Source organism: Burkholderia plantarii (genome assembly GCF_001411805.1).
Taxonomy (GTDB): Bacteria; Pseudomonadota; Gammaproteobacteria; order Burkholderiales; family Burkholderiaceae; genus Burkholderia; species Burkholderia plantarii.
The window spans coordinates 600,930-621,486 of the sequence record NZ_CP007213.1 but is presented as its reverse complement, the minus strand read 5'-3'; the positions used below and the strand labels follow the sequence as shown (position 1 = coordinate 621,486).

Genomic DNA, 20,557 nt, shown 5'->3' with positions numbered 1-20,557 from the left:
TCGAGGTCCCGGTCATGTCCGCGTCCTCGCCGCTCGTGTTCCCCGGCGCCGCGGCGCTGGTCCCGCGTCTGCTCGGCGGGGTTGCCGCCCGGCGCGTCGTGGTGTTTCGCGGGCCGCGCTCGTTCGAACTCAGCAATGCGGCCGCGCTGCTGAACCTCGATGCGCTGCCTTGCGACCGGCTCGACTACCTCGTCGACGATGATCTTCCGACGCTCGAATCGATCACGGCCGCCGGGGCCTTCGTGTCGGCCAGCGGCACCGACGCGATTCTCGCGATCGGCGGCGGAACGGTCATCGACACGACCAAGGGTGCAAGGCACATCGCCGCCCATCCGGGCCTTGGCGCCGCCGATGCGTTGCGGACACGAGGCGCGGCCGCGCGACGCCCTCCGGTCTGCCTCGCCGTGCCGACCACGGCCGGCACGGGCAGCGGATACCGACGCCTCGCCGCGCTTCCGCGCTCCCGGCGACGGCCGCGGACAGCTCGCCCGCACCCGCCCACGTCCCATGTCATAAGGCCGCACGCACGCGGCACTGGCACCGCCACCGCGCCCTTCCCGCCGCTCCGCCAGTGTTTTAAACGTGTCAACAACGTGCGCGATTTTTGAAAGCATTCGTTTACAAACCGTTACGACATCACTAGAATTCGGAACGCAATCACGAATCATTCTCATTAATAGAAACATTTCAGCCGAACGTTGACCCGATTCGGCGATACCGCTTTCGATACCACCGCTCTCTCGCCCATGTCCAGACGCTTCAACACCCGGCCCAGCAAGCTCGCGTCCGCGCTCGCCTGCTCCGTGTTCCTCGCCCCGCTCGTCGCGGTCGCCCAGACAGCGCCCTCCGCCCCCTCCCCTGACCAGGCATCCGCCGCCTCGCCCGCCGCTTCTCGTTCACACGACGCTTCGCAGTCCTCTGCGATGCGCGGCAGCAAGCTGCCGACGATCTCGGTGGAGGCCCAGTCGGACATGCAGGTGCGCTCGCTGCCGTCCTACAAGTTCACGGCGCCGCTGCTCGACACGCCGCGCTCGGTCACGGTAATCCCCGAAGCCGTGATCCGCGAGAAAAACGTGACGACCTTCACCGACGCGCTGCGCACCGTGCCCGGCATCACGTTCCTCGGCGGCGACGCGGCCGCGAACCCGTCGGCGGACCGCCCCGTGATCCGCGGCTTCGAATCGCGCAACTCGATCTTCGTGGACGGCATGCGCGACTCGGGCGTGCAGAACCGCGAGACCTTCGATATCGAGCAGATCAGCGTCATCAAGGGCCCCGATTCGGTCTACGCCGGGCGCGGCTCGGTGGGCGGCAGCATCGACATCGTCACGAAGGCGCCGAAGAACGACAACTTCACGAACGGCAGCATCGGCTTCGGCACCGACAGCTACAAGCGCGCCACGCTCGACGTGAACCGCAAGCTCAACGACACCACCGCCGTGCGCCTGAACGTGATGGGCAACGACGCCGACCAGGCGGGCCGCACCGACGTCTACAGCAAGCGCTGGGGGATCGCGCCGTCCGTCACGTTCGGCCTGAACACGCCCACCCAGGTCACGGTCAGCTACTACCACCTGAACACCTGGGACATGCCCGACTTCAGCGTGCCGTTCGGCACGAGCGGCACGCCGATCCCGTCCGAGCGCGGCCTGTTCTACGGGCTCAACACGCGCGACTACCGCCGCAGCCAGACCGACACGGCCGAAGTGCGCGTCGAGCACCGCCTCGACGGCGGCTGGAAGCTGCGCAACACCACGATGTTCGGCCGCTCGACGCTCGACTACGTTGGCACCAATCCGCAGCTGAGTTCGAAGGACCCCGGCATGATCAGCCTGCAGGCCAAGAGCGGCAAGTACGCGACCAACAGCATCGCCAACCAGACCGAGCTGACCGGCAAGGCCACGCTGTTCGGCATGGAGCACACGCTGACGGGCGGCATCGAGTTCAGCCACGAGCAGAGCCGCTACGAGGGCTACCTGGTGACCGACGCCCAGGGCAACAGCATCCGCACCGGCGGCCCCTGCACGGTCGCCTTCGACTGCACGCCGATCGGCAGCTGGAACCCGAACAACCCATGGACCGGCAACCTGATCCTGAACGGCGACAGCTTCCCCGGCCCGACCATCAACACGCGCACCGACATCGCATCGGCCTACCTGTTCGACACGGTGCGGCTCTCGGAGCGCTGGCGCTTCAACGCGGGCCTGCGCTTCGACCGCTACGACGTGCGCGCGCAGCAGGCCGGCAACGCCGACCTGACGAACACCTCGAACCTGTTCAGCTACCAGTTCGGCATCGTCTTCAAGCCGATCGAGACGCTGAGCCTCTACACCTCCTACGGCACCTCGGCCAACCCGCCCGGCGCGAACGCCGGCCTCGGAGGTGGCAACGACCAGATCAGCACGAAGAACCAGAACCTCTCGCCCGAGCGGGCGCGCAACATCGAGGTGGGCGCGAAGTGGGACGTGCTCGACCAGCGCCTGTCGCTGACCACCGCGCTGTTCCAGACCGACAAGACCAACACGCAGGTTCCCGACGGCCTCGGCAACACCGTCAACGCCGGCTCGCAGCGCGTGCGCGGCTTCGAGTTCGGCTTCGCCGGCGACGTCACCAGCAAGTGGCACCTGTTCGGCGGCTACTCGTACCTGAACGGCGTGACCACCAATGCCGGCGCCGGCAACCCGACCGCCTCGGGCCTGCCGATGGTGATGGTGCCGAAGCACAACTTCACGCTGTGGACCAGCTACGACGTGATCCCGAAGCTGACGCTCGGCGCGGGCGCGACGGTGTCGAGCCTGACCTACGCGTCGGTGTCGGCCACCGCGCGCAAGTGGACGCCCGGCTATGCCCGCTTCGACGCGGCGGCCACCTATCACGTCACGAAGTCGATCGACCTGCAGTTGAACGTGCAGAACCTGTTCGACAAGAAGTACTACGCGAGCGCCTACCCGATCTACGCGACCTGGGCACCGGGCCGCTCGGCGATGTTGACGCTGAACGTCTATCAGTAAGCGCCGCCCGGCGGGCCGGCGCCTCACCTGCTTCCGCCCGCGGGCCGCTCGGGGTACATCCGGGCGGCCCGTTTTCGCATGCGCGAGCGTGGCTGCCCGCGCCGCCTTAAGCCCGCGTTAACCCACCCGACGTTATTGTCGGTCTTCCCGCGCCACCAACGAGGAAGCCGACATGCATGCCACCACCGAACGCCTCGCCGGGCAGACCGTCAGCAAGGTGCCGGCGCTCACGCTCGGCTTCTGGATCATCAAGATCGCGGCCACCACGCTCGGCGAGACCGGCGGCGACTGGGTGACGATGTCGCTGAACCTTGGCTACCTGGTCGGCTCGCTGATCTTCCTGGCCGCGTTCGTGGTGCTGGTGGCCGCGCAGATCCGCGCGGCGCGCTTCGACGCGTGGCTCTACTGGGCCACCATCGTCGCGACCACCACCTTCGGCACCACGCTCGCGGACTTCTGCGACCGCTCGCTCGGCATCGGCTATGCAGGCGGCGTGACGATCATCGTCGCGCTGCTCGCGGCGAGCCTCGCGATCTGGTATCGCGTCGAGGGCACCGTGTCGGTGGACAGCGTCACCGGCTCGCGCGCCGAATGGTTCTACTGGGCCACCATCATGCTCTCGCAGACGCTCGGCACCGCGCTCGGCGACTACGTCGCCGGCAAGGATCTCGGCGGCCTGGGGCTCGGCTACGAGCTGGGCGCCGCGATCTTCGGCGCCGGCCTCGTGGTGGTCGCGCTGCTGCGGCTGCGGCCGCGCGTGTCGCGCACCGCGCTGTTCTGGGCCGCGTTCGTGCTGACGCGCCCGCTCGGCGCGACGCTCGGCGACTGGCTCGACAAGCCCGTCGCGCAAGGCGGGCTCGAACTGAGCCGGTTCTACGCCACGGCGGCCCTCGCCGTGTTCATCGTCGCCTGCATCGTGCTGATTCCGCAGCGCGCCGCGACGCCGGCGGCTGACCGGCGCTAATCCGCATCAGCCGACCACCCGCCGAACCACCCGCACGCCCTTCCCTCACTGCCGCACGCCCGCCGCCCCGACTCCCCCTGCCCGCCGCGATGCGCGACCGCATACCGCTCACGGTTGCGCGCGACGGCGACGGCCGAGGGCGGATAGTCCGAATTTCCGGTCGGCTCGAAGCCGTCGCGCTGCGCGTCGACGAGTTCGGCCCGTACCGCCGCGCGCGTGAGCGGGCCGTTGTCGTCAACCTTGGCGATCGCCGGCTCGGCCAGCGCGAGCGACGCGATGCATGCGGCCCACGCGGCGCAGACGGCCGCGGACCAGCGTGTGACTTTCAACATGAGACACCTCCGGATCGATAAGGGAATCCGGCCCGCTACGCTTGGCAATCCGAAGCATGTCGAGCCGGCACCACGATTCTGGCCGCCCTCCCATGCCGCTAACTTGACGCCCTCATGACGAATCCGACATCCACGCGAGAACGGCCGCGCGCGCGAAGATTTCAGTTTCGTCATGTCGGCGTCACGGCCGGGACGGCGCCGCGCCGCGACACTGGCGCCTCGTCGCGGTGCTTGCCGCGCACGCCTTCCCAGTCCGCCCAGCGCGAAAGGAAACCGCCATGTGGATCGTCCGGCTGGCCCTGCGCCGGCCCCATACGTTTGTCGTGCTCGCGCTGCTGATCGCCATCGGCGGTCTGCTCGCGATCCTGCGCACGCCGACCGACATCTTCCCGAACATCGACATCCCCGTCGTCAGCATCGTCTGGCAATACAACGGTTTCTCGGCCGAGGACATGGCGCACCGGATCACCTCGATCTACGAACGCGCGCTGACCTCCGACGTGGACGACATCGAGCACATCGAATCGCAGTCGCTGAACGGCGTGTCGGTGATCAAGGTGTTCTTCCATCCGGGCGCCGACATCAACCGCGCGATCGCGCAGGCCACCAGCAACGCGTCGTCGATCCTGCGCGTGCTGCCGCCCGGCACGCTGCCGCCGAACATCATCACCTACAGCGCCTCGACGGTGCCGATCCTGCAGCTCGGGCTGTCGAGCCCGACGCTGCCCGAGCAGCAGCTCTACGACCTCGGCAACAGCTTCATCCGCACCCAGCTCGCCACCGTGCAGGGCGCGGCCGTGCCGCTGCCGTTCGGCGGCAAGGTGCGCTCGATCGTGGTCGATCTCGATTCGAGCGCGCTGCAGGCCAAGGGGCTCGCGCCGCTCGACGTGGTGAACGCCGTCAACGCGCAGAACCTGGTGCTGCCGGGCGGCACCGCCAAGCTCGGCGCGCGCGAGTACAACGTGCAGATGAACGGCAGCACGCAGACCATCGCCGCGCTGAACGACCTGCCGGTCAAGGCCGCCAACGGCAGCGTGGTGTACGTGCGCGACGTGGCCCACGTGCGCGACGGCTACGTGCCGCAGACCAGCATCGTGCGCGCCGACGGCAAGCGCGCCGCGCTGCTGACGGTCGAGAAGACCGGCAGCGCCTCGACGCTCGCGATCATCGGCCAGGTCAAGGCGATGCTGCCCGACATCGCCGCCGGGCTGCCGAAGGCGCTGCACATCACGGCGCTCGGCGACCAGTCGGTGTTCGTGAAATCGGCGATCCAGGGCGTGATCCGCGAGGCGCTGATCGCGGCCTGCCTGACCGCGCTGATGATCCTGCTGTTCCTCGGCAGCTGGCGCGCCACGCTGATCATCGCGGTGTCGATCCCGCTCGCGGTGCTGTCCTCGCTGCTGGCGCTGTCGGCGCTCGGCCAGACCATCAACATCATGACGCTCGGCGGCCTCGCGCTGGCGGTCGGGATCCTGGTGGACGACGCCACCGTGGCGATCGAGAACATCACGCACCACCTCGAACGCGGCGCGCCGCCGGAGGACGCGATCCTGACCGGCGCGGGCGAGATCGCGGTGCCCACCTTCGTCTCCACGCTGTCGATCTGCATCGTGTTCGCGCCGATGTTCCTGCTCACCGGCGTGGCGCGCTACCTGTTCGTGCCGATGGCCGAGGCGGTGGTCTTCGCGATGGCGGCGTCCTACCTGCTGTCGCGCACGCTGGTGCCGACCCTCGCGATGTGGCTGCTGCGCGCGCCGAACCATGCCGCCGGCGGGCGCTTCGCGCGCTGGCAGCGCGGCTTCGAGCGGCGCTTCGAGGCGGTGCGCGCGCGCTACCGCGCGCTGCTTGACGCCGCGATCCGGCGCCGGCGCGCGGTGCTGATCGGCTTCGCGCTGGCCTGCACGGCCTCGATGTCATTGTTCGCGTTCGCGGGCCGCGACTTCTTCCCGGCCGTCGATACCGGCGAGATCCGCCTGCACCTGCGCGCGCCCACCGGCACGCGCATCGAGCAGACCGCACGCATCACCGACGAGGTCGAGGCGAAGATCCGTACCGTGATCCCGCCCGCGCAGCTCGCCTCGATGCTCGACAATATCGGCGTGCCGGTCAGCGGCATCAACCTGACCTATGACTCGACCGGCGTGATCGGCTCCGAGGACGCCACCGTGACGATCTCGCTGAAGCCGGGCCACCCGCCCACCGCCGCGCTCGTCGCGACGCTGCGCAACACGCTCGCGGCGGCGTTCCCCGGCGTCACGTTCGCGTTCCTGCCGGCCGACATCGTCAGCCAGATCCTCAACTTCGGGCTGCCCTCGCCGATCGACATCCAGATCGTCGGCAACCGGCTCGACGCCAACCGCGTGGTGGCCAACCGGTTGCTCGCGCAACTGCGCGGCGTGCCGGGGCTGGTGGACGCGCGCATCCAGCAGCCCGGCGACGAACCGGCGATCAACGTCAGCGTCGATCGCACGCGGGCGATCCTGGCCGGGCTGCAGCAGCGCGACGTCGCGCAGAACCTGCTGATCGCGCTGTCGGGCAGCTCGCAAACCGCGCCGAACTTCTGGCTCGACCCGACCAACGGCGTCAGCTATCCGGTGACGATCGAGGCGCCGCAATACGACGTGAATTCGCTGCAGGCGCTCGCCAACCTGCCGATGCCGTCGCCGGGCAACGGCGCGGCCGCGACCGGCGCCGCGCCGCGCAACCTGCTCGGCTCGCTCGGCAGCTTCTCGCGCGCGAGCCAGCAGGCGGTGGTCTCGCACTACAACGTCCAGCCGGTGCTCGACCTGTTCGCCTCGACGCAGGGACGCGACCTGGGCGGCGTGGCGGCCGACGTCACGAAGCTCGTCGACGCCGCGCGCGCGCAGCTGCCGCCCGGCTCGAAGATCGTGCTGCGCGGCCAGGTGCAGGCCATGAACACCTCGTTCTCGGGGCTGCTGGCCGGCCTCGCGTTCGCGATCGGCCTGGTCTACCTGCTGATGGTGGTGAACTTCCAGTCGTGGCTCGATCCGCTCGTGATCGTGAGCGGGTTGCCCGCGTCGCTCGCCGGCATCGCGTGGATGCTGTTCGCCACCCACACCACGCTGTCGGTGCCGGCGCTGACGGGCACCATCCTCTGCATCGGCATCGCCACGGCCAACAGCATCCTGGTGGTGAACGCCGCGCGCGAGATGCTGCGCGACGGCGCCGAGCCGTGGCACGCCGCGCTCGAGGCCGGCTTCACGCGCTTCCGGCCGGTGGTGATGACCGCGCTCGCGATGCTGATCGGCATGCTGCCGATGGCGCTCGGCCTCGGCGACGGCGGCGAGCAGAACGCGCCGCTCGGCCGCGCCGTGATCGGCGGGCTCGCGTTCGGCACGCTGTCCACGCTGCTGTTCGTGCCGGTGGTGTTCGGCCTTGCGCATGCATGGCTCGCCGGGCGCCGGCCGGCCACATCGGTGACCAGCGCCTCGCGCGATGCCGGATCCGAAGGCGGATCCGACAACGAGCCCAACCACCAGCCCGATGGCAAGCCCGATGCGCACTGACGCCCGCTCCTCACCGCCCGCGATGCCCTCGCCCGCCCGGCCGCGAGCCGGCACCCTTCGCCATCCACACGCCTCTCGATCATGAACGATTCGCACGATCCCGCCCAAGCCAGGCGCCCGCCCGCTCCCCGGCAACGCCGCCTGCGCGCCCTGCCGCTCGCGCTCGCCGCGGCCTTCGCGGCGCTCATCGCGGTCGGCCTGGCGCCGCGCCTCACCGCGCATGCCGCGCTCGCCTCGCAGCTGGCCGCGCAACGCGCGCTGCCGGTGTCGGTGGTGCTGCCGGGCCACGCACCGGCCGACCAGGAGCTGATCCTGCCCGGCGCGGTGGCGCCGTTCGCCGACGCGGCGATCTTCGCGCGCACCAGCGGCTTCATCGCGAGCTGGCGCACCGACATCGGCACGCGTGTGCGGGCCGGCGACACGCTGGCCCGGATCGCCGCGCCCGATCTCGACGCGCAGTTGAAGCAGGCGCGCGCCGACGAAGCCGTGGCGCAGGCGAACTACGACTACGCGAAATCGACCGCCGAGCGCTGGCGCCGGATGCTGGCCACGCAATCGGTCTCGCAGCAGGACGCCGACACCAAGACGGCCGACCTGAACGCGAAGCGCGCGCAGCTGGCGGCCGCGCAGGCCAACGTCGGGCACCTCGCGCAGTTGGTCTCGTTCGAGGGCGTGACCGCGCCGTTCGCGGGCGTGATCACCGCGCGCAACGTCGACGTCGGCACGCTGGTCACCGCGGGCGGCACGCCGGGCTCGCCGGGGCAGACCGGCGAGCTGTTCCATCTGCAGCAGACCGATACGCTGCGCGTGTTCGTGGACGTCCCGCAGGACAGCGCCACCCACGTCACGACCGGCACCGGCGTCTACCTCAGCTCGCCGCAATATCCGGGCCGCCGGTTCACCGCGCACGTCGCGCGCAGCAGCGGCGCGATCGATCCGGCCACGCGCACGCTGCGCGTGGAGATCGACGTCGACAATCACGACGGCGCGCTGCTGCCGGGCGCCTACGCGCAGGCGCACCTGCAGGTGGCGAGCGCGAACCCGGCGCTGGAGCTGCCGGTCAGCGCGCTGCTGTTCCGCCCCGACGGCGTGACCGTCGCGATCGTCGGCGACGACGGCAAGAGCGTGCTACGGCAGGTCCGGATCGGCCGCGATTTCGGCACGCGCGTGGAGATCACGGGCGGGATCGCGGCTTCGGATCGCGTGATCGACAACCCCGGCGATTCGCTCGCGGCCGGCACCACGGTGCGGGTGATCAAGGTCACGCACACGACGGTGCCGGGGGATGCCTCGGGGGCCTCGGGCACTTCCGCGGCTTCGGGGGCCTCGGCACCGGCCGCCGCCTCCGCCGTCCATGCCTGAGACTTTCGCCGACAGGATCACGACGATGCGAACCCACCTCCCTCGCCCCGCGCGCCGCCCGCTCGCCGCCGCGCTCGCGACGGCGCTTGCCGCGCTCTCGCTCGCGGCATGCTCGACCCTGCCCGACACCGTGCCGCCGACGGTCGCGATTCCGGCCCGCTATGCCGGCGCGCCGGCCGGCGGCGCCACGGCCGCCACGCCGGGCTGGCAACGCGCGGCGCCTGCCGACGCGGCACCGCGCGGCCCGTGGTGGCAGCTATTCGGCGACGCCGACCTGAACCGGCTGGAGGCGCGCGTCGAGGTGTCGAACCCGACGCTGCGGCGCGCGCTGGCCGATCTCGACGCCGCGCGCGCGGCCGTCGATTTCCAGCGGGCCGGCCTGCTGCCGACGCTGACCGCGAGCGGCTCGCCGAGCCGCGCGCGGATCTCGCGGCACAAGGCCGGCTCGTCGCTGGCCGGCAAGACCACGCCCGACTACACGGCCGGCGTCACCGCGAGCTGGGAGCCCGACCTGTTCGGCAAGCTGCGCGACGCCGTCGCCAACGCCCGGGCCAACGCCGCCGCGAGCGAGGCCGACCTCGGCGCCGTGCGCCTCGCGATCGGCGCGCAACTGGCCTCCGACTATTTCGCGCTGCGCTCGCTCGACACGCAGCGACTGCTGCTCGACGACACCGTGAACGCCTATGGCCACGCGCTGCGCCTGCTCGAACAGCAGCTTGCCGACGGCGCGATCGACGCGTCGGCGGTCGCGCAGGCGCGCGCGCAATACGAAGCCGCCCGTACCCAGGCCACCGACGTCGGCGCACAGCGCGCGCGGCTCCAGCACGCGATCGCGACGCTGGTGGGCGAGAACGCCTCGACGTTCTCGATCGCGCCGCGCGTGCAGGCGCTGGCGGTGCCGCCGATCCCGGTCGGCCTGCCGTCGCAGCTGCTCGAACGGCGCCCCGACATCGCGGCGGCCGAGCGGCGCGTGGCGGCCGCGAACGCGCAGATCGGCGCCGCGCGCGCGGCGTTCTTCCCGGACCTGCTGCTGAGCGCGAGCGCCGGGCTCGAGAGTTCCGCGTTCGGGCCGTGGCTGACCGCGTCGAGCCTGTTCTGGTCGCTCGGGCCGCAACTGGTCGGCACGCTGTTCGACGGCGGCCAGCGGCGCGCGACGCTGCACGGCGAGACAGCGCAATACGACGGCGCGGCGGCCGACTACCGGCAGACCGTGCTGAGCGCGTTCCAGCAGGTGGAGGACGATCTGACCTCGCTAGACGCGCTCGCCTCGGAGGCGGCCAGCGCGCGGCGCGCGGCCGAGGCCTCGGACCTGTCGCTGACGCTGACGACGAACCGCTTCCAGGCCGGCGCGGTCAGCTACCTGGACGTGGTAACCGCGCAGACCATCGCGTTGTCGAACCGGCTGCGCGTCGATCAGATCGACGCGCAGCGGATCGCGGCGGCGGTGGGGCTGGCGGTGGCGGTGGGGGGTGGCTGGCGGGCGGAGCCGGACGTGGCGACGGCCGCGGCCGGAAACACCGGCGGGTACGCCGACGCTTCATCGCGGTGAAGCTTGCGCGTGCGCTGTGGGTAGCGTGCGCGGGTGGCTCGGCAAGCCGTCTCCGGAGGACAGGAATCGTTTCCATTTTTGGCGATGACGGCGGCGCCTGATCCATCAGGCGGCTGTCAGCGCCGATCAGTGCGAAACGCCCCTCACCCCTGCCGTGGAAACCTCAGCACGAAGCGCATGCCGTCGTCCCGCCGTTCCGCCCACGCGCTACCGCCATGCAGCTCCATCACCGAGCGCACGATCGCGAGGCCCAATCCCGCCACGCCGCTCGCGCCGCCCGACGGCGAGTGGCGGCTGCGCGCGGCGTCGCCGCGATAGAAGCGGTCGAAGATACGCGGCAGATGCTCGGCGTCGATCGGCTCGCCCTGGTTCTCCACCCGCACGCATAGCGCCGTGTCCGTCTCCTCCACCGCCAGCCGGATCTCGCCGCCGCGCGGCGTGTAGCGCAGCGCGTTCGCGAGCAGGTTGCCCACCGCGCGGCGGAACAGCTCGAGATCGGCGCTGAGCCGCCCGCTGCCCGTCACGCGCAGCACCGAGCCGGCCTCGTCGGCGAGCCCCTCGAAATAGCCGGCGATGCGCGTCAGTTCCTCATGCACGTCGAACTCGCGCCGATGCGTGACGAAGCCGGGATGCTCGGCGCGCGCAAGGAACAGCACGTTCTCGATCATCCGCGCGAGCCGGTCGTATTCCTCCAGGTTCGATTCGAGCAGCGCCTCGTAGTCGTCGGCGCTGCGGCGCCGGCTCAGCGCCACCTCGGTCGCGCCGCGCATGTTGTTGAGCGGCGTGCGCAAATCGTGCGCAAGATCGGCGCTGAACTGCGAGAGCAGCCGGAAGCCGTGCTGCAGCCGCGCCAGCATCGCGTTCACGGCCTCGACGAGCGGCACCAGCTCGCGCGGCACGCGGTGCGCGTCGAGCCGCGTGTCGAGCCGGTCCACGGTGATGCGCCCGGTGGCCTCGACCACGCCGCGCAGCGGCCGCATCGACAGCCGGATCAGCGCATAGCCGAACAGCACCGACAGCAGCGCGCCGATCCCGCCGGCCAGTTTCAGCGTGTCGCGATAGCGGTCGAGCATGACGGTGCCGTCGTGCAGGTTGCGCGCGATCATCAGCTGCATCACGGCGCCGTCGCGCAGCCGCACGTCCACCACGATGCCATGCACGGGCACGCCGCGCGGCGTGACCCACGACATGATCTGGTCGCGCACGATCCGCGTGTCGGCCGGCACGCGGTACGGCGGGCCCGGCAGCAGCGAGGCCAGTGACACCGACGCGGGCAGTTCGATCGAATCGGCGGCGGCGCCGTGATCGGGTGGATCGTCCGCGCCGTCGTCGGCCGCCTCCTTGGTGCTCGCCGCCACGCCGGTCGGCGGCACGAGGTGCGGATCGAGGTGGGGATCAACGCGAGGATCACCAGGCGCCGTGGCGGCGACGTTGTGCGAGGCGATCAGCCGGCCGTCGTCGGCGGCCACCGCGAACGACAGCGCGGCATTGCCGAACACCACGCTGGTCAGCCGCTCGGCATGCGCGCGCACGTCGGCGGCCGATTCGAGCTCGGCCGCGAGGCGGCGCGCGTGGCGCGCGGCCAGCACCACGTCGAGATCGTCCTGGGCGCGCACCTGGCGATCGAGCGCCAGATAGACGTAGGTGCCGACCAGCGCGAACACGGCGAGCGTCATCGCCGCGAACGCCACGGCCAGCGCGGTGGTCAGCGAACGCACCGGCCTCACGCGTCGCCCTTCAGTTCCAGCACGTAGCCGACGCCGCGCACGGTATGGATCAGCTTGTCCGGGAAATCGTCGTCGATCTTCGCGCGCAGCCGCCGGATCGCCACTTCCACGACGTTGGTGTCGCTGTCGAAATTCATGTCCCAGACGTAGGACGCGATCTGCGTGCGGCTCAGCACCTCGCCCTGGCGGCGCGCGAGCAATTGCAGCAGCGAGAATTCGCGCGGCGTCAGGTCGATGCGCGCGGCGCCGCGCCGGACCCGCCGGCGCACCACGTCGATCTCGAGGTCGCCCACGCGGATCCATTCGGTCTCGCGCGGCGGCCCGCGCCGCGCCAGCGTGCGCACGCGCGCGAGCAGCTCGACGAACGCGAACGGCTTGACCAGATAATCGTCGGCGCCGAGTTCGAGGCCGCGCACGCGGTCCTCCACGTCGTCGCGCGCCGTGAGGAACAGCACCGGCGTCGCGCGCGTGGCGCGCAGGCGCTTGAGCACGTCCCAGCCGTCGAGCACGGGCAGCATCACGTCGAGCACGATCACGTCGTAGCTCTCTTCCTGCGCGAGCAGCAGCCCCTCGGCGCCGTCGGCGGCCAGATCGACGCTGAAGCCCGATTCCTCGAGCCCCTTCTTCAGATAGGCGCCCGTCTTCGGTTCATCTTCCACTACCAGGATTCGCATGGCGGCCCTCCTTGCGCGACTGCGGGGCGAGGCGGCGGCGACACGGCCCCGCGGCCGGCGCGGCGCCGCCTCCGCGCCATGTTACCGGCATTCAGGCCGCGCCAAGACGCGCGTCGCCAGGATGACGAATTTGTCATCCTGGCGACGTCCGGCGGTAATCGGGGGGACCCGCCCCGCCCCTGCATCGCGGCCTCGCTAGCCGGACGCGGGCCGGCCGTGCCCGGCCGCCGCCTTGATGAACGCCGCGTCGAGCCGCGCGTCGCCGAACGTGAACGCAACGTCCGTCGGCGAGCGCCACGGCCGCGCCGCATGGATTCGCACCGCCTCGCCGGGCGCGTCGGGCGCGCGGTGGAGCCGCGCCGGCTTGCGCGCGTTGATCGCGCCCGTCGCGTCGAGCCCGCCGATCCCGCCGATCCCGTCACGCAGACGGCGCGTGACGAGCCTCAGCACGTGGATCGCGAACACGGGGGGGGGTGTTGCAGTTCGAGCGACGCGGCCGGTACCCGCCGCGCGAGGAAGGCGGCGGCGCCTCGGGCGGCACGGCGGCACGGGCGGCGGGAACCCGGGCAGACGTCATGCGCGGGCGATGGCGCGGGTCGGGTAGGTCGGGCGGATCGAACCCAGGCGCGGGAGGCGCGGGGATGCCGCGTCACGCGTCGCGCGTGTCGGGAGCGGAATCGCCGGCCGCCTCGGCCCGCACCGAATCGATGGAACGGCAGGCCGCCGCCGCGTGCGCCAGATCGTCCAGCCGCGGCGCATAGGGATCGTCGCGGAAATGGCCGACCGGCACGTCGAACCAGCCTTCCGGCGCGCCCGGCCGCGAGGCGGCGGCACTGCCGGCGGCCGGGACGGCGCCGGACGCGGCGGCTTCGGGTGAAGCGGGCGTGCCGCGAACGGGCGGCGGCGTCGCGCGACGCGGGGGAGAAGACGAAGTCGACATCGGGTCCTCGGACCGGCGGAATCGGCCTGGGCACACGGGCTCGCGCCGTGCCCGAGGGAGCGGTTCGATCGGGAAACGGCGACCCGGCCGGCGAAGGCCGGGTCGTACAGAGCGAAGCCGAAACCCGGAAAATGCGAAACGCATCCGCCGGCGTCGGCAGGAATCACGCTGCGTGGATGCGAACGGCACGCTCCGCTCGGCCGCCAGCATCTCGCGCCGAGGCTTAACGCAACGTTAACGTGCGGCGCGATCGCGCCGATTTCACCGCAACACCGTTTTCGCGGCGAGGCGGCGGCGAGCGCGGCAACCGGGGAGAGGGGAGAAAGGCGCTCGACCTCGGCGGGGCAACGGGACGGAAGAGCGGCGCGGCGAGCATCCGCCGGTGCGTGGCCGGCGAGGTCGGGGCCGGGGGCATGGCCGGCTCGTGGCCAGCCGGCCGCCGCCCCGCTCGCGCGCCTCACGGCGCGCCCGGAATCGTCACCGTCACGCGCAGCCCGCCGGGTCCGGCCTCGCCGAGTTCGATGCGCGCGCCGAGCCGCTCCACGATGGTCTTGACGATCGCGAGCCCGAGGCCCGAACCGAGTGCGCGGTTGCCGACGATCCGGTAGAACGCGTCGAACACGCGCTCGCGCTCCTCGGGGGCGATCCCCGGCCCGCTGTCGTCGATCGTCAGCTCGACGCCCTCGCCCGTGACCCGCACGGCCAGGTCGATGCGGCCGTGGTCGGGCGTGTAGCGGATCGCGTTGTCGACCAGATTGCGCACCAGCATCCGCAGATCGAGCGGCCGCGCGCGCACGGCGGCCTCGTCCAGCGCGAGCACGCCGATGTCGATGCGCTTGCGGTCCGCGAGCGGCATCAGGTCTTCCAGCACCTGCCGGCAGGTCTGCGCGACCGACAGCGTCTCGTCCGGCGCATCGGGCACGTCATGGATGCGCGCGAAGCTCAGCAGCTGCTCGACCATCGCGCTGCCGCGCGCGAGCCCGCGCCGCAGCGTGCGCACCTGCTCGTGCGCGGGCGTGGCTGCCGTCATCGGTTCGAGCCGCTCGGCCTGCAGCGACAGCGCCGTGAGCGGCGAGCGCAGCTCGTGCGCCGCGTCGGCGATGAAGCGCCGCTGCGCGGCCACCGACTGGCCGACGCGGGCGAGCAGCCGGTTCAGCGCGACCACGAACGGCCGGATCTCGTCGGGCAGCCCGGCGTCGGGCAGGCTCGACAGGTCGCGGCTGTCGCGCCGGTCGATCGCGGCCGACAGCGCGCGCAGCGGCGCGAACATGCGGCGCACCACGATCCCGAGCACGAACACCAGCACCGGCACGAACACCACCAGCGGCGCGGTGGTGGCGAGCGCGCTGCTCTCGGCCACGTCGTTGCGGCCGGCGGTCTGCTGGCCGACGGCCACGCGCGTGGCGGCGTCGAGCGTGCGCACCACGACGCGCCATGCCACGCCGCCCACCTCCACGTCCTGCACGCCGTCGGGCAGCGAGGCCGGCAGCGCGAGCGGACCGCCGCCGGCGTCGAGCCGCTGCACCACCAGCTCCGGCTTGTCGTGGACAGCCTTCACGCGCGCGCTGATGGTGCCGTCGCGCTCCATCGCCGCGAGGCTTTGGGGGCTCAGCATCGCGGCCACCTGTTCGAGCTGCCAGTCCTGCAACTCGTTGGCCTCGTGGAACGACGCCGTAAACGACGCCGCGCCGGCCACCGCCGTGGCGAGCAGCACCATCGCCGACAGCCAGGCGGCGAGCCGGAATTGCAGTGAATCCTTCATTGGGTCTTCGATACCATCCAGCCGACGCCGCGCACGTTGCGGATCGTGTCGCTCCCGAGCTTCTTGCGCAGCGAATAGATCAGGAACTCGATCGCGTTGCTCTCCACTTCCTCGTTCCAGCCATAGATGCGGTCTTCCAGCTCGGCGCGAGAGAGGATCGCGCCGGGCCGCTGCAGCAGCGCGTGCAGCAGCGCGAATTCGCGGCTCGACAGCCGCACCGTGTGGTCGGCGGCGCGCGCCTCGTGGGTGGAAGGGTCGAGCGACACCACGCCATTGCCGAGCACCGGCGCGGCCGTGCCGCCGCCGCGCCGGACCGCGGCGCGAATCCGCGCCAGCAGCTCGGCGATCTCGAACGGCTTGATCACGTAGTCGTCGGCGCCGTTGTCGAGGCCGCGCACGCGATCCTCGAGCGCGTCGCGCGCGGTCACCACCACCACCGGCACCGGGTTGTTGGCCGCGCGGATCGCGGCCAGCACATGAAAGCCGTCCTGCCTCGGCAGCCCGAGATCGAGCAGCACGAGGTCGTAATGCTGCGCGCGCGCCGACGCCACCGCGCTGGTGCCGTCGCGCACCCAGTCCACCGCGTAGCTCGCGTCGCGCAGCGCGCCCGACACCTCGTCGCCGATCATCTCGTCGTCCTCGACCAGCAATACCCTCATCTGCCCAATCCCCGTTCGTTTCCCGCCATCCGGCGCAGGCGCGGCCGCAGCCCGCGGCGGCCAACGGCTGCCGCCCGCGGCCCGTCGCTCGCGTGCCTCCCTTCACCGACCGCCGGCCGCGCCGTCGACGGCATCGGCGCGTGCCATGCGGCCCCCGCACGGGCGAATTTACCGCAATTCCCGAGTCGATCCGTCGCACGTTCGATCCATCCCTGTTTTTCGTCTAAGTTTCACCGGCCATGCTTCGTCGATCCGGCCCGCCCGATTTCGCCTGGCGCGCCGCGTGATCCGTCGCAAGCCCTGCCCATGAACGTGATTTTTTCGGCACTGAAGAAGGCCCACATGCGGCCGACCGCGACGCGCGTCGCGGTGTACCGGCTCTTCCACGAAGCGCCCACCACGCACTTCACGGCCGACCAGGTGTTTCGCCGGCTCGTCGACCAGGACGAGAGCTTCAACCTGTCGAGCATCTATCGCGCGCTCGGCTCGCTGCAGGAAGCGTCGCTGATCATCGGCTCGTCGCTCGGCATGTCGAAGGTGATCTACGAACTGAATCGCGGCGAGCAGCACATCCATCTCGTCTGCACGCACTGCGACGCGATCCAGGACATCCACGATCCGGTGTTCGAGCGGCAGCAGGCCCGCATCGCCAAGGCCTACGACTTCCGCTACCTCAGCTACAACCACGTCGTGTTCGGGATCTGCAGCGCCTGCATGCACGCGGCCGACAAGAAAAAGCACTGACGGAAGCACCGACGCGGCGGGCGGCATCGGGCCGCCCGGCTGCCGGTCCGGCCCTCCGCCCTCGTTGCGCCCCGGCATCGGCCGGCACGATCGGATACGGCAACGGCCCGGCGGCGGAACGGACGCGCGCTCGAGCGTCCCTCAGGCGGCGCTCAGGCAGCGGCAGGCAGCGCTAAGGCAGCGGCAGGCAGCGGTCGCGACCGGCACGATGGCGGCACGCAAACCCGGCACGGCACCGCCGCGACCGCCGCCGCGCGGCGCGCCATCGTGCTGTCACACAAGGCGTGTCTGATTCCTCCATCCCTTGCTGTCTCCAGCGTCGCGCGCGGCCGGCTGTTCCCCGCGCGGCGTCCGACCCGTCGTCGAGAATCATCGAGATGAAAGAACGCCCGATGCTCGAATTCGCGCAGCACCCCGTCGAGGACCGGCTGGTCCACGTCGACGAGTTCTGCCTCGACCTGCCGCTGCTGCGCGGCCTGGCGCGCTGTCCGCTCTGCTCGGGCGTGCTGCGCGTGGTGCAGTTGCGCGATCGCAGCCAGGCGCGCCGCTTCGTCCATGCGGCCGGGCCGTTCGCGCGCTGCCCGCTGGTCAGCGACGCGGTGTCCAACCCGCTCGCCGTCGGCGTCGGTCCGCCGCTGACCGAGCGCGCGCGGCAGCTGCGCGCGAGCTTCTTCCAGCACTGGCAGCGGCATCTGCACACCATCCGGCAGACCGCGAGCGCGTTCCAGGTGGCGCGCTTCACCTGCGCGATCGAGCATGCCGACGTGCTGAAGCTGTGGGCATGGCCGACGCTCGCGCAGCGCGACATCCCCTACGTGATGCTGGTGCTGACCGATTTCATCGCCGCGCCGCCAAGCGAGAAGCAGGCGGCCTGGATCCGTTTCTGGTTCGACGCGTCGGTGCAGCAGATCGGCGACCTCGGCAAGCCGGGACGGATGGTGCCGCGCCTGTTCCGGCTGCGCTACAAGCGCCCGCGCATGTCGAAATATCCGAGCGTGCGGCACCTGATCGACTGCCAGCAGGTGCCGATGGGCGCGCACGAGATCGCCGATCCGGCCGCGCTGCTGACGGGCGCGGACGACGTGTCCGCGTTCGAGTCGTTCGCGCGGCGCATGGCGCGGTTGCCGGGGGATTGAGCGAAGGGTCCGGGCTCGTGCGGGTCCTGCACGCCGCGCCCGTTGCCCGACCGGCATGCCGCCGGCGCCGGCGCGATGAAAACCCGATCGAAACGATGCGCCCGGCGATCGGGCGATCGGCCGCGCGGCAATCACGCGTTCATCACCTGAATCGTTTTGTCCCGCCTTTATCGTCAAAAAGTTCTGACGCCAACTCGATCCGATTCGTTAATGTGTGATTCGATCCGGACGCGATGATCGGCTCCGGATCGTCACCCTCGCGATTTCGGAGACCATCATGGCGAAAAAATTGTTTCTTTACAGCACCGACGCGGCCACCGGCGATACGCAGAAAATGTTCAAGAACAAGGGATACGAGGTGGTCGCGCTGACCAACGATCCCGCGTTCTTCTGGAAGCAGATCGACAAGATCGAGGACAAGGGCTTTCTCGCCATCATGAGCCACGGCGACGACAACGGTTTCCTGATGGTCGACGGCACCAGCGGCAAGGACATGACGGATACCGAAATCGACACCTTCGGCACCACGCTGCAGAAAAGGGGGATCACCCTGTATCTGCTGTCGTGCCATACGGGCAGGGATCCGTTCTGCGCGAAGCTGCTGAAAACCCATTGCCGGTTCGCCGCGCCGATCGGTTATGCGGAAGTGAAATCCACGTCGCAATCGCTGTCGGTCTACTCGGTCACCGATCCCAAGGCCGTGAAGGTCGAATATCCGGGCTGGGGCGGCGACCCGGACCTGTGCCCGCGCCGCGCGGCGTCGGCGCTCAACATCCTGTAACCGTCGTCCCGGCCGCCGCCCTCGCCGGGGGCCGGCGGCCCGCGCTCGCTCAGGTGTAGAGCGAGGCCTCCGGCAGTTCGCCCGTCAGCGCGTGGCGGCCGAGGTCGCGCAGCCGGTAGTCGAGCGGATCGTGCAGCGTGTGCGTGCGCGCGTTGCGCCAGAAGCGGTCGAGCGCGAGCGGCGCGGCCGTGGCGCGCGCACCGCAGGCGTCGAACAGCGCCTCGCCCGACTCCAGCGCGGCTCGCTGCGCCACCACCTTCGCCTCCGACACGGCCAGCGAGACCTCGGCGCGGGCCTCGGCCGTCAGCGCCTGGCCGCGATCCCAGACGCCCTGCAGCGCGCGTGCGGCGCGATCGGCGAGCGCCTCGGCCGCCACCGCCCGCACCCGCATCTCGCCGAAGCGCTGCAGCGTGTACGGATCGTCCTGCGCCCGCTCGACGCCCGAATGGATCCACGGCCGCCCGCGCGTGCCCACGTACTCGCGCGCCTCGGCGAGCGCCCCCTCGGCGAGCCCGACGAACAGGTTGGTCAGCACCAGTTGCGAGACCAGCGTGCGCAGCGTCGCGCGCGGCGTGGGCGGCACCTCCGAACGATGCAGCACCTCGTCCGGCTCGACCCGCACGCCGTTGAACGACACGCTGCCGCTGTCGGTCTGGCGCTGGCCGATCGGATCCCAGTCGTCGTGAACCGTGATGCCGTCGCGCGCGGTCGGCACCACCGCGAACACCGGCTTGCCGGTGGCCGGATCGTGCGCCGAGATCGTCATGCGCGACGAGCCGCGCGTGCCCGAGCAGAAGCTCTTGATGCCGTCGAGCCGATAGCCGCCGTCGGCCTCCTGGCGCGCGACCAGCCGGGTGTCGAGCGAATTGACGGCGTTGCCCCACCACCAGCCCTGCTCGACCGTGCCGCGCAGATAGCGCTCGCGCTGCGCGTCGCTGCCCCACACCTCGACGCTGACGATCTGCAGCACCTGGAAGCCGACCAGGTGCGCAAGCGCGCTGTCGACGCGCGCGAGCGCGCGAATCGTCTGATAAACGATCGGCCATTCGGCTTCCTGGCCGCCGAACGCGCGCGGCACCGCCAGCGTCTGCAGGCCGACGGCGGCCATCCACTGCTTCTCGCGCGCGGCATGGCCGCCGCGCCGGTCGCGCTCGGCCGCGCTCGCGCGCAGCGCGACGATCAGTTCGCCGAAGGTGCGCGGGGCATCGGGATCGGCCGCCGCGGCGGTCGACGAATGGAGTTCGCTCATCGGGTAACAGGCTCCCTGCCGTTGGAGGTTGGACGTTTGAGGTCTGAGGAATCGGAACGATAGCGCACCGCCGCGCGAACCCGGCCGATCGGGCTACCTATCGCCGGCGCGCTGTCGTAAACACGGATATTGCCGCGCCC

At 71.0% G+C, this 20,557-nt stretch carries 17 protein-coding genes; 9 read left to right on the top strand and 8 right to left on the bottom strand.

The window, feature by feature from the left end:
* The first annotated feature begins 14 nt into the window (after positions 1 to 14).
* From bpln_RS20215 to bpln_RS20205, 3 genes are all read left to right on the top strand, one after another.
* Positions 15 to 608, top strand: coding sequence for an iron-containing alcohol dehydrogenase (locus bpln_RS20215; RefSeq protein ID WP_055139803.1), 594 nt, complete (start codon positions 15 to 17; stop codon positions 606 to 608).
* Positions 609 to 746: 138 nt separating this feature from the next.
* A complete protein-coding gene (locus bpln_RS20210) occupies positions 747 to 3,011 on the top strand; it encodes a TonB-dependent receptor (RefSeq protein ID WP_055139802.1) in 2,265 nt (754 codons plus the stop codon).
* 172 nt (positions 3,012 to 3,183) lie between these two features.
* Complete coding sequence (locus bpln_RS20205) at positions 3,184 to 3,975, top strand: COG4705 family protein (protein ID WP_055139801.1); 792 nt, start codon at positions 3,184 to 3,186, stop codon at positions 3,973 to 3,975.
* Here bpln_RS20205 and bpln_RS20200 read toward each other — a convergent pair.
* On the bottom strand, positions 3,972 to 4,307 hold the full coding sequence (locus tag bpln_RS20200) for a DUF4148 domain-containing protein (protein ID WP_063891305.1): 336 nt from the start codon (positions 4,305 to 4,307) through the stop codon (positions 3,972 to 3,974). The genes bpln_RS20205 and bpln_RS20200 overlap by 4 nt on opposite strands.
* 278 nt (positions 4,308 to 4,585) lie before the next feature.
* On the opposite strand from bpln_RS20200, the gene bpln_RS20195 reads away from it, so the two are divergent.
* From bpln_RS20195 to bpln_RS20185, 3 genes are all read left to right on the top strand, one after another.
* Entirely contained in the window at positions 4,586 to 7,834 is a 3,249-nt protein-coding gene (locus tag bpln_RS20195) for an efflux RND transporter permease subunit (RefSeq protein WP_082465370.1), read from the top strand.
* Positions 7,835 to 7,915: 81 nt separating this feature from the next.
* Positions 7,916 to 9,196, top strand: a complete 1,281-nt coding sequence (locus tag bpln_RS20190) for an efflux RND transporter periplasmic adaptor subunit (protein ID WP_082465369.1) — start codon at positions 7,916 to 7,918, stop codon at positions 9,194 to 9,196.
* 25 nt (positions 9,197 to 9,221) lie between these two features.
* The gene (locus bpln_RS20185; protein ID WP_055139799.1) at positions 9,222 to 10,745 is read left to right on the top strand and encodes an efflux transporter outer membrane subunit; all 1,524 of its coding nucleotides are present in this window, start codon (positions 9,222 to 9,224) and stop codon (positions 10,743 to 10,745) included.
* A gap of 143 nt (positions 10,746 to 10,888) precedes the next feature.
* On the opposite strand, the gene bpln_RS20180 is transcribed toward bpln_RS20185, so the two are convergent.
* The 6 genes from bpln_RS20180 to bpln_RS20160 form a co-directional block, all read right to left on the bottom strand.
* A complete protein-coding gene (locus bpln_RS20180; RefSeq protein ID WP_055141145.1) occupies positions 10,889 to 12,421 on the bottom strand; it encodes a heavy metal sensor histidine kinase in 1,533 nt (510 codons plus the stop codon).
* Positions 12,422 to 12,468: 47 nt separating this feature from the next.
* The gene (locus bpln_RS20175; RefSeq protein ID WP_042627160.1) at positions 12,469 to 13,146 is read right to left on the bottom strand and encodes a heavy metal response regulator transcription factor; all 678 of its coding nucleotides are present in this window, start codon (positions 13,144 to 13,146) and stop codon (positions 12,469 to 12,471) included.
* A gap of 195 nt (positions 13,147 to 13,341) precedes the next feature.
* Positions 13,342 to 13,611 (bottom strand): PLP-dependent aminotransferase family protein, encoded by a 270-nt coding sequence (locus tag bpln_RS20170; protein WP_055139798.1) that lies wholly within the window; start codon positions 13,609 to 13,611, stop codon positions 13,342 to 13,344.
* A gap of 184 nt (positions 13,612 to 13,795) precedes the next feature.
* On the bottom strand, positions 13,796 to 14,086 hold the full coding sequence (locus tag bpln_RS35800) for a hypothetical protein (RefSeq protein WP_123863679.1): 291 nt from the start codon (positions 14,084 to 14,086) through the stop codon (positions 13,796 to 13,798).
* A 457-nt stretch (positions 14,087 to 14,543) separates the two neighbouring features.
* Positions 14,544 to 15,848 carry a sensor histidine kinase gene (locus bpln_RS20165; protein WP_080937329.1) on the bottom strand — a complete coding sequence of 435 codons (1,305 nt, stop codon included), beginning with the start codon at positions 15,846 to 15,848 and terminating at the stop codon, positions 14,544 to 14,546.
* Positions 15,845 to 16,507, bottom strand: coding sequence for a response regulator (locus bpln_RS20160; protein WP_042627158.1), 663 nt, complete (start codon positions 16,505 to 16,507; stop codon positions 15,845 to 15,847). Before bpln_RS20160 ends, bpln_RS20165 begins: the two co-directional genes overlap by 4 nt.
* 306 nt (positions 16,508 to 16,813) lie before the next feature.
* Here bpln_RS20160 and bpln_RS20155 point away from each other — a divergent pair, with 306 nt between their 5' ends.
* From bpln_RS20155 to bpln_RS20145, 3 genes are all read left to right on the top strand, one after another.
* Positions 16,814 to 17,251, top strand: coding sequence for a Fur family transcriptional regulator (locus bpln_RS20155; protein WP_055139797.1), 438 nt, complete (start codon positions 16,814 to 16,816; stop codon positions 17,249 to 17,251).
* A gap of 377 nt (positions 17,252 to 17,628) precedes the next feature.
* Complete coding sequence (locus bpln_RS20150; protein WP_080937328.1) at positions 17,629 to 18,387, top strand: hypothetical protein; 759 nt, start codon at positions 17,629 to 17,631, stop codon at positions 18,385 to 18,387.
* Positions 18,388 to 18,664: 277 nt separating this feature from the next.
* Complete coding sequence (locus bpln_RS20145) at positions 18,665 to 19,168, top strand: hypothetical protein (RefSeq protein ID WP_055139796.1); 504 nt, start codon at positions 18,665 to 18,667, stop codon at positions 19,166 to 19,168.
* Between the two features lie 49 nt (positions 19,169 to 19,217).
* Here the strand turns inward: bpln_RS20145 and bpln_RS20140 are convergent, their stop codons facing one another.
* A complete protein-coding gene (locus tag bpln_RS20140; RefSeq protein WP_055139795.1) occupies positions 19,218 to 20,417 on the bottom strand; it encodes an acyl-CoA dehydrogenase family protein in 1,200 nt (399 codons plus the stop codon).
* Positions 20,418 to 20,557: the final 140 nt, after the last annotated feature.

Bases quoted from the DNA above. Each gene is read 5' to 3' on its own strand.
- bpln_RS20160 (WP_042627158.1), bottom strand. From the start codon at position 16,507: ATGAGGGTATTGCTGGTCGAGGACGACGAGATGATCGGCGACGAGGTG.
- bpln_RS20155 (WP_055139797.1), top strand. From the start codon at position 16,814: ATGAACGTGATTTTTTCGGCACTGAAGAAGGCCCACATGCGGCCGACC.
- bpln_RS20215 (WP_055139803.1), top strand. From the start codon at position 15: ATGTCCGCGTCCTCGCCGCTCGTGTTCCCCGGCGCCGCGGCGCTGGTC.
- bpln_RS20150 (WP_080937328.1), top strand. From the start codon at position 17,629: ATGAAAGAACGCCCGATGCTCGAATTCGCGCAGCACCCCGTCGAGGAC.
- bpln_RS20185 (WP_055139799.1), top strand. From the start codon at position 9,222: ATGCGAACCCACCTCCCTCGCCCCGCGCGCCGCCCGCTCGCCGCCGCG.
- bpln_RS20190 (WP_082465369.1), top strand. From the start codon at position 7,916: ATGAACGATTCGCACGATCCCGCCCAAGCCAGGCGCCCGCCCGCTCCC.
- bpln_RS20205 (WP_055139801.1), top strand. From the start codon at position 3,184: ATGCATGCCACCACCGAACGCCTCGCCGGGCAGACCGTCAGCAAGGTG.
- bpln_RS20210 (WP_055139802.1), top strand. From the start codon at position 747: ATGTCCAGACGCTTCAACACCCGGCCCAGCAAGCTCGCGTCCGCGCTC.
- bpln_RS20165 (WP_080937329.1), bottom strand. From the start codon at position 15,848: ATGAAGGATTCACTGCAATTCCGGCTCGCCGCCTGGCTGTCGGCGATG.
- bpln_RS20175 (WP_042627160.1), bottom strand. From the start codon at position 13,146: ATGCGAATCCTGGTAGTGGAAGATGAACCGAAGACGGGCGCCTATCTG.
- bpln_RS20195 (WP_082465370.1), top strand. From the start codon at position 4,586: ATGTGGATCGTCCGGCTGGCCCTGCGCCGGCCCCATACGTTTGTCGTG.
- bpln_RS20180 (WP_055141145.1), bottom strand. From the start codon at position 12,421: ATGACGCTCGCCGTGTTCGCGCTGGTCGGCACCTACGTCTATCTGGCG.
- bpln_RS20145 (WP_055139796.1), top strand. From the start codon at position 18,665: ATGGCGAAAAAATTGTTTCTTTACAGCACCGACGCGGCCACCGGCGAT.
- bpln_RS35800 (WP_123863679.1), bottom strand. From the start codon at position 14,086: ATGTCGACTTCGTCTTCTCCCCCGCGTCGCGCGACGCCGCCGCCCGTT.
- bpln_RS20140 (WP_055139795.1), bottom strand. From the start codon at position 20,417: ATGAGCGAACTCCATTCGTCGACCGCCGCGGCGGCCGATCCCGATGCC.
- bpln_RS20200 (WP_063891305.1), bottom strand. From the start codon at position 4,307: ATGTTGAAAGTCACACGCTGGTCCGCGGCCGTCTGCGCCGCGTGGGCC.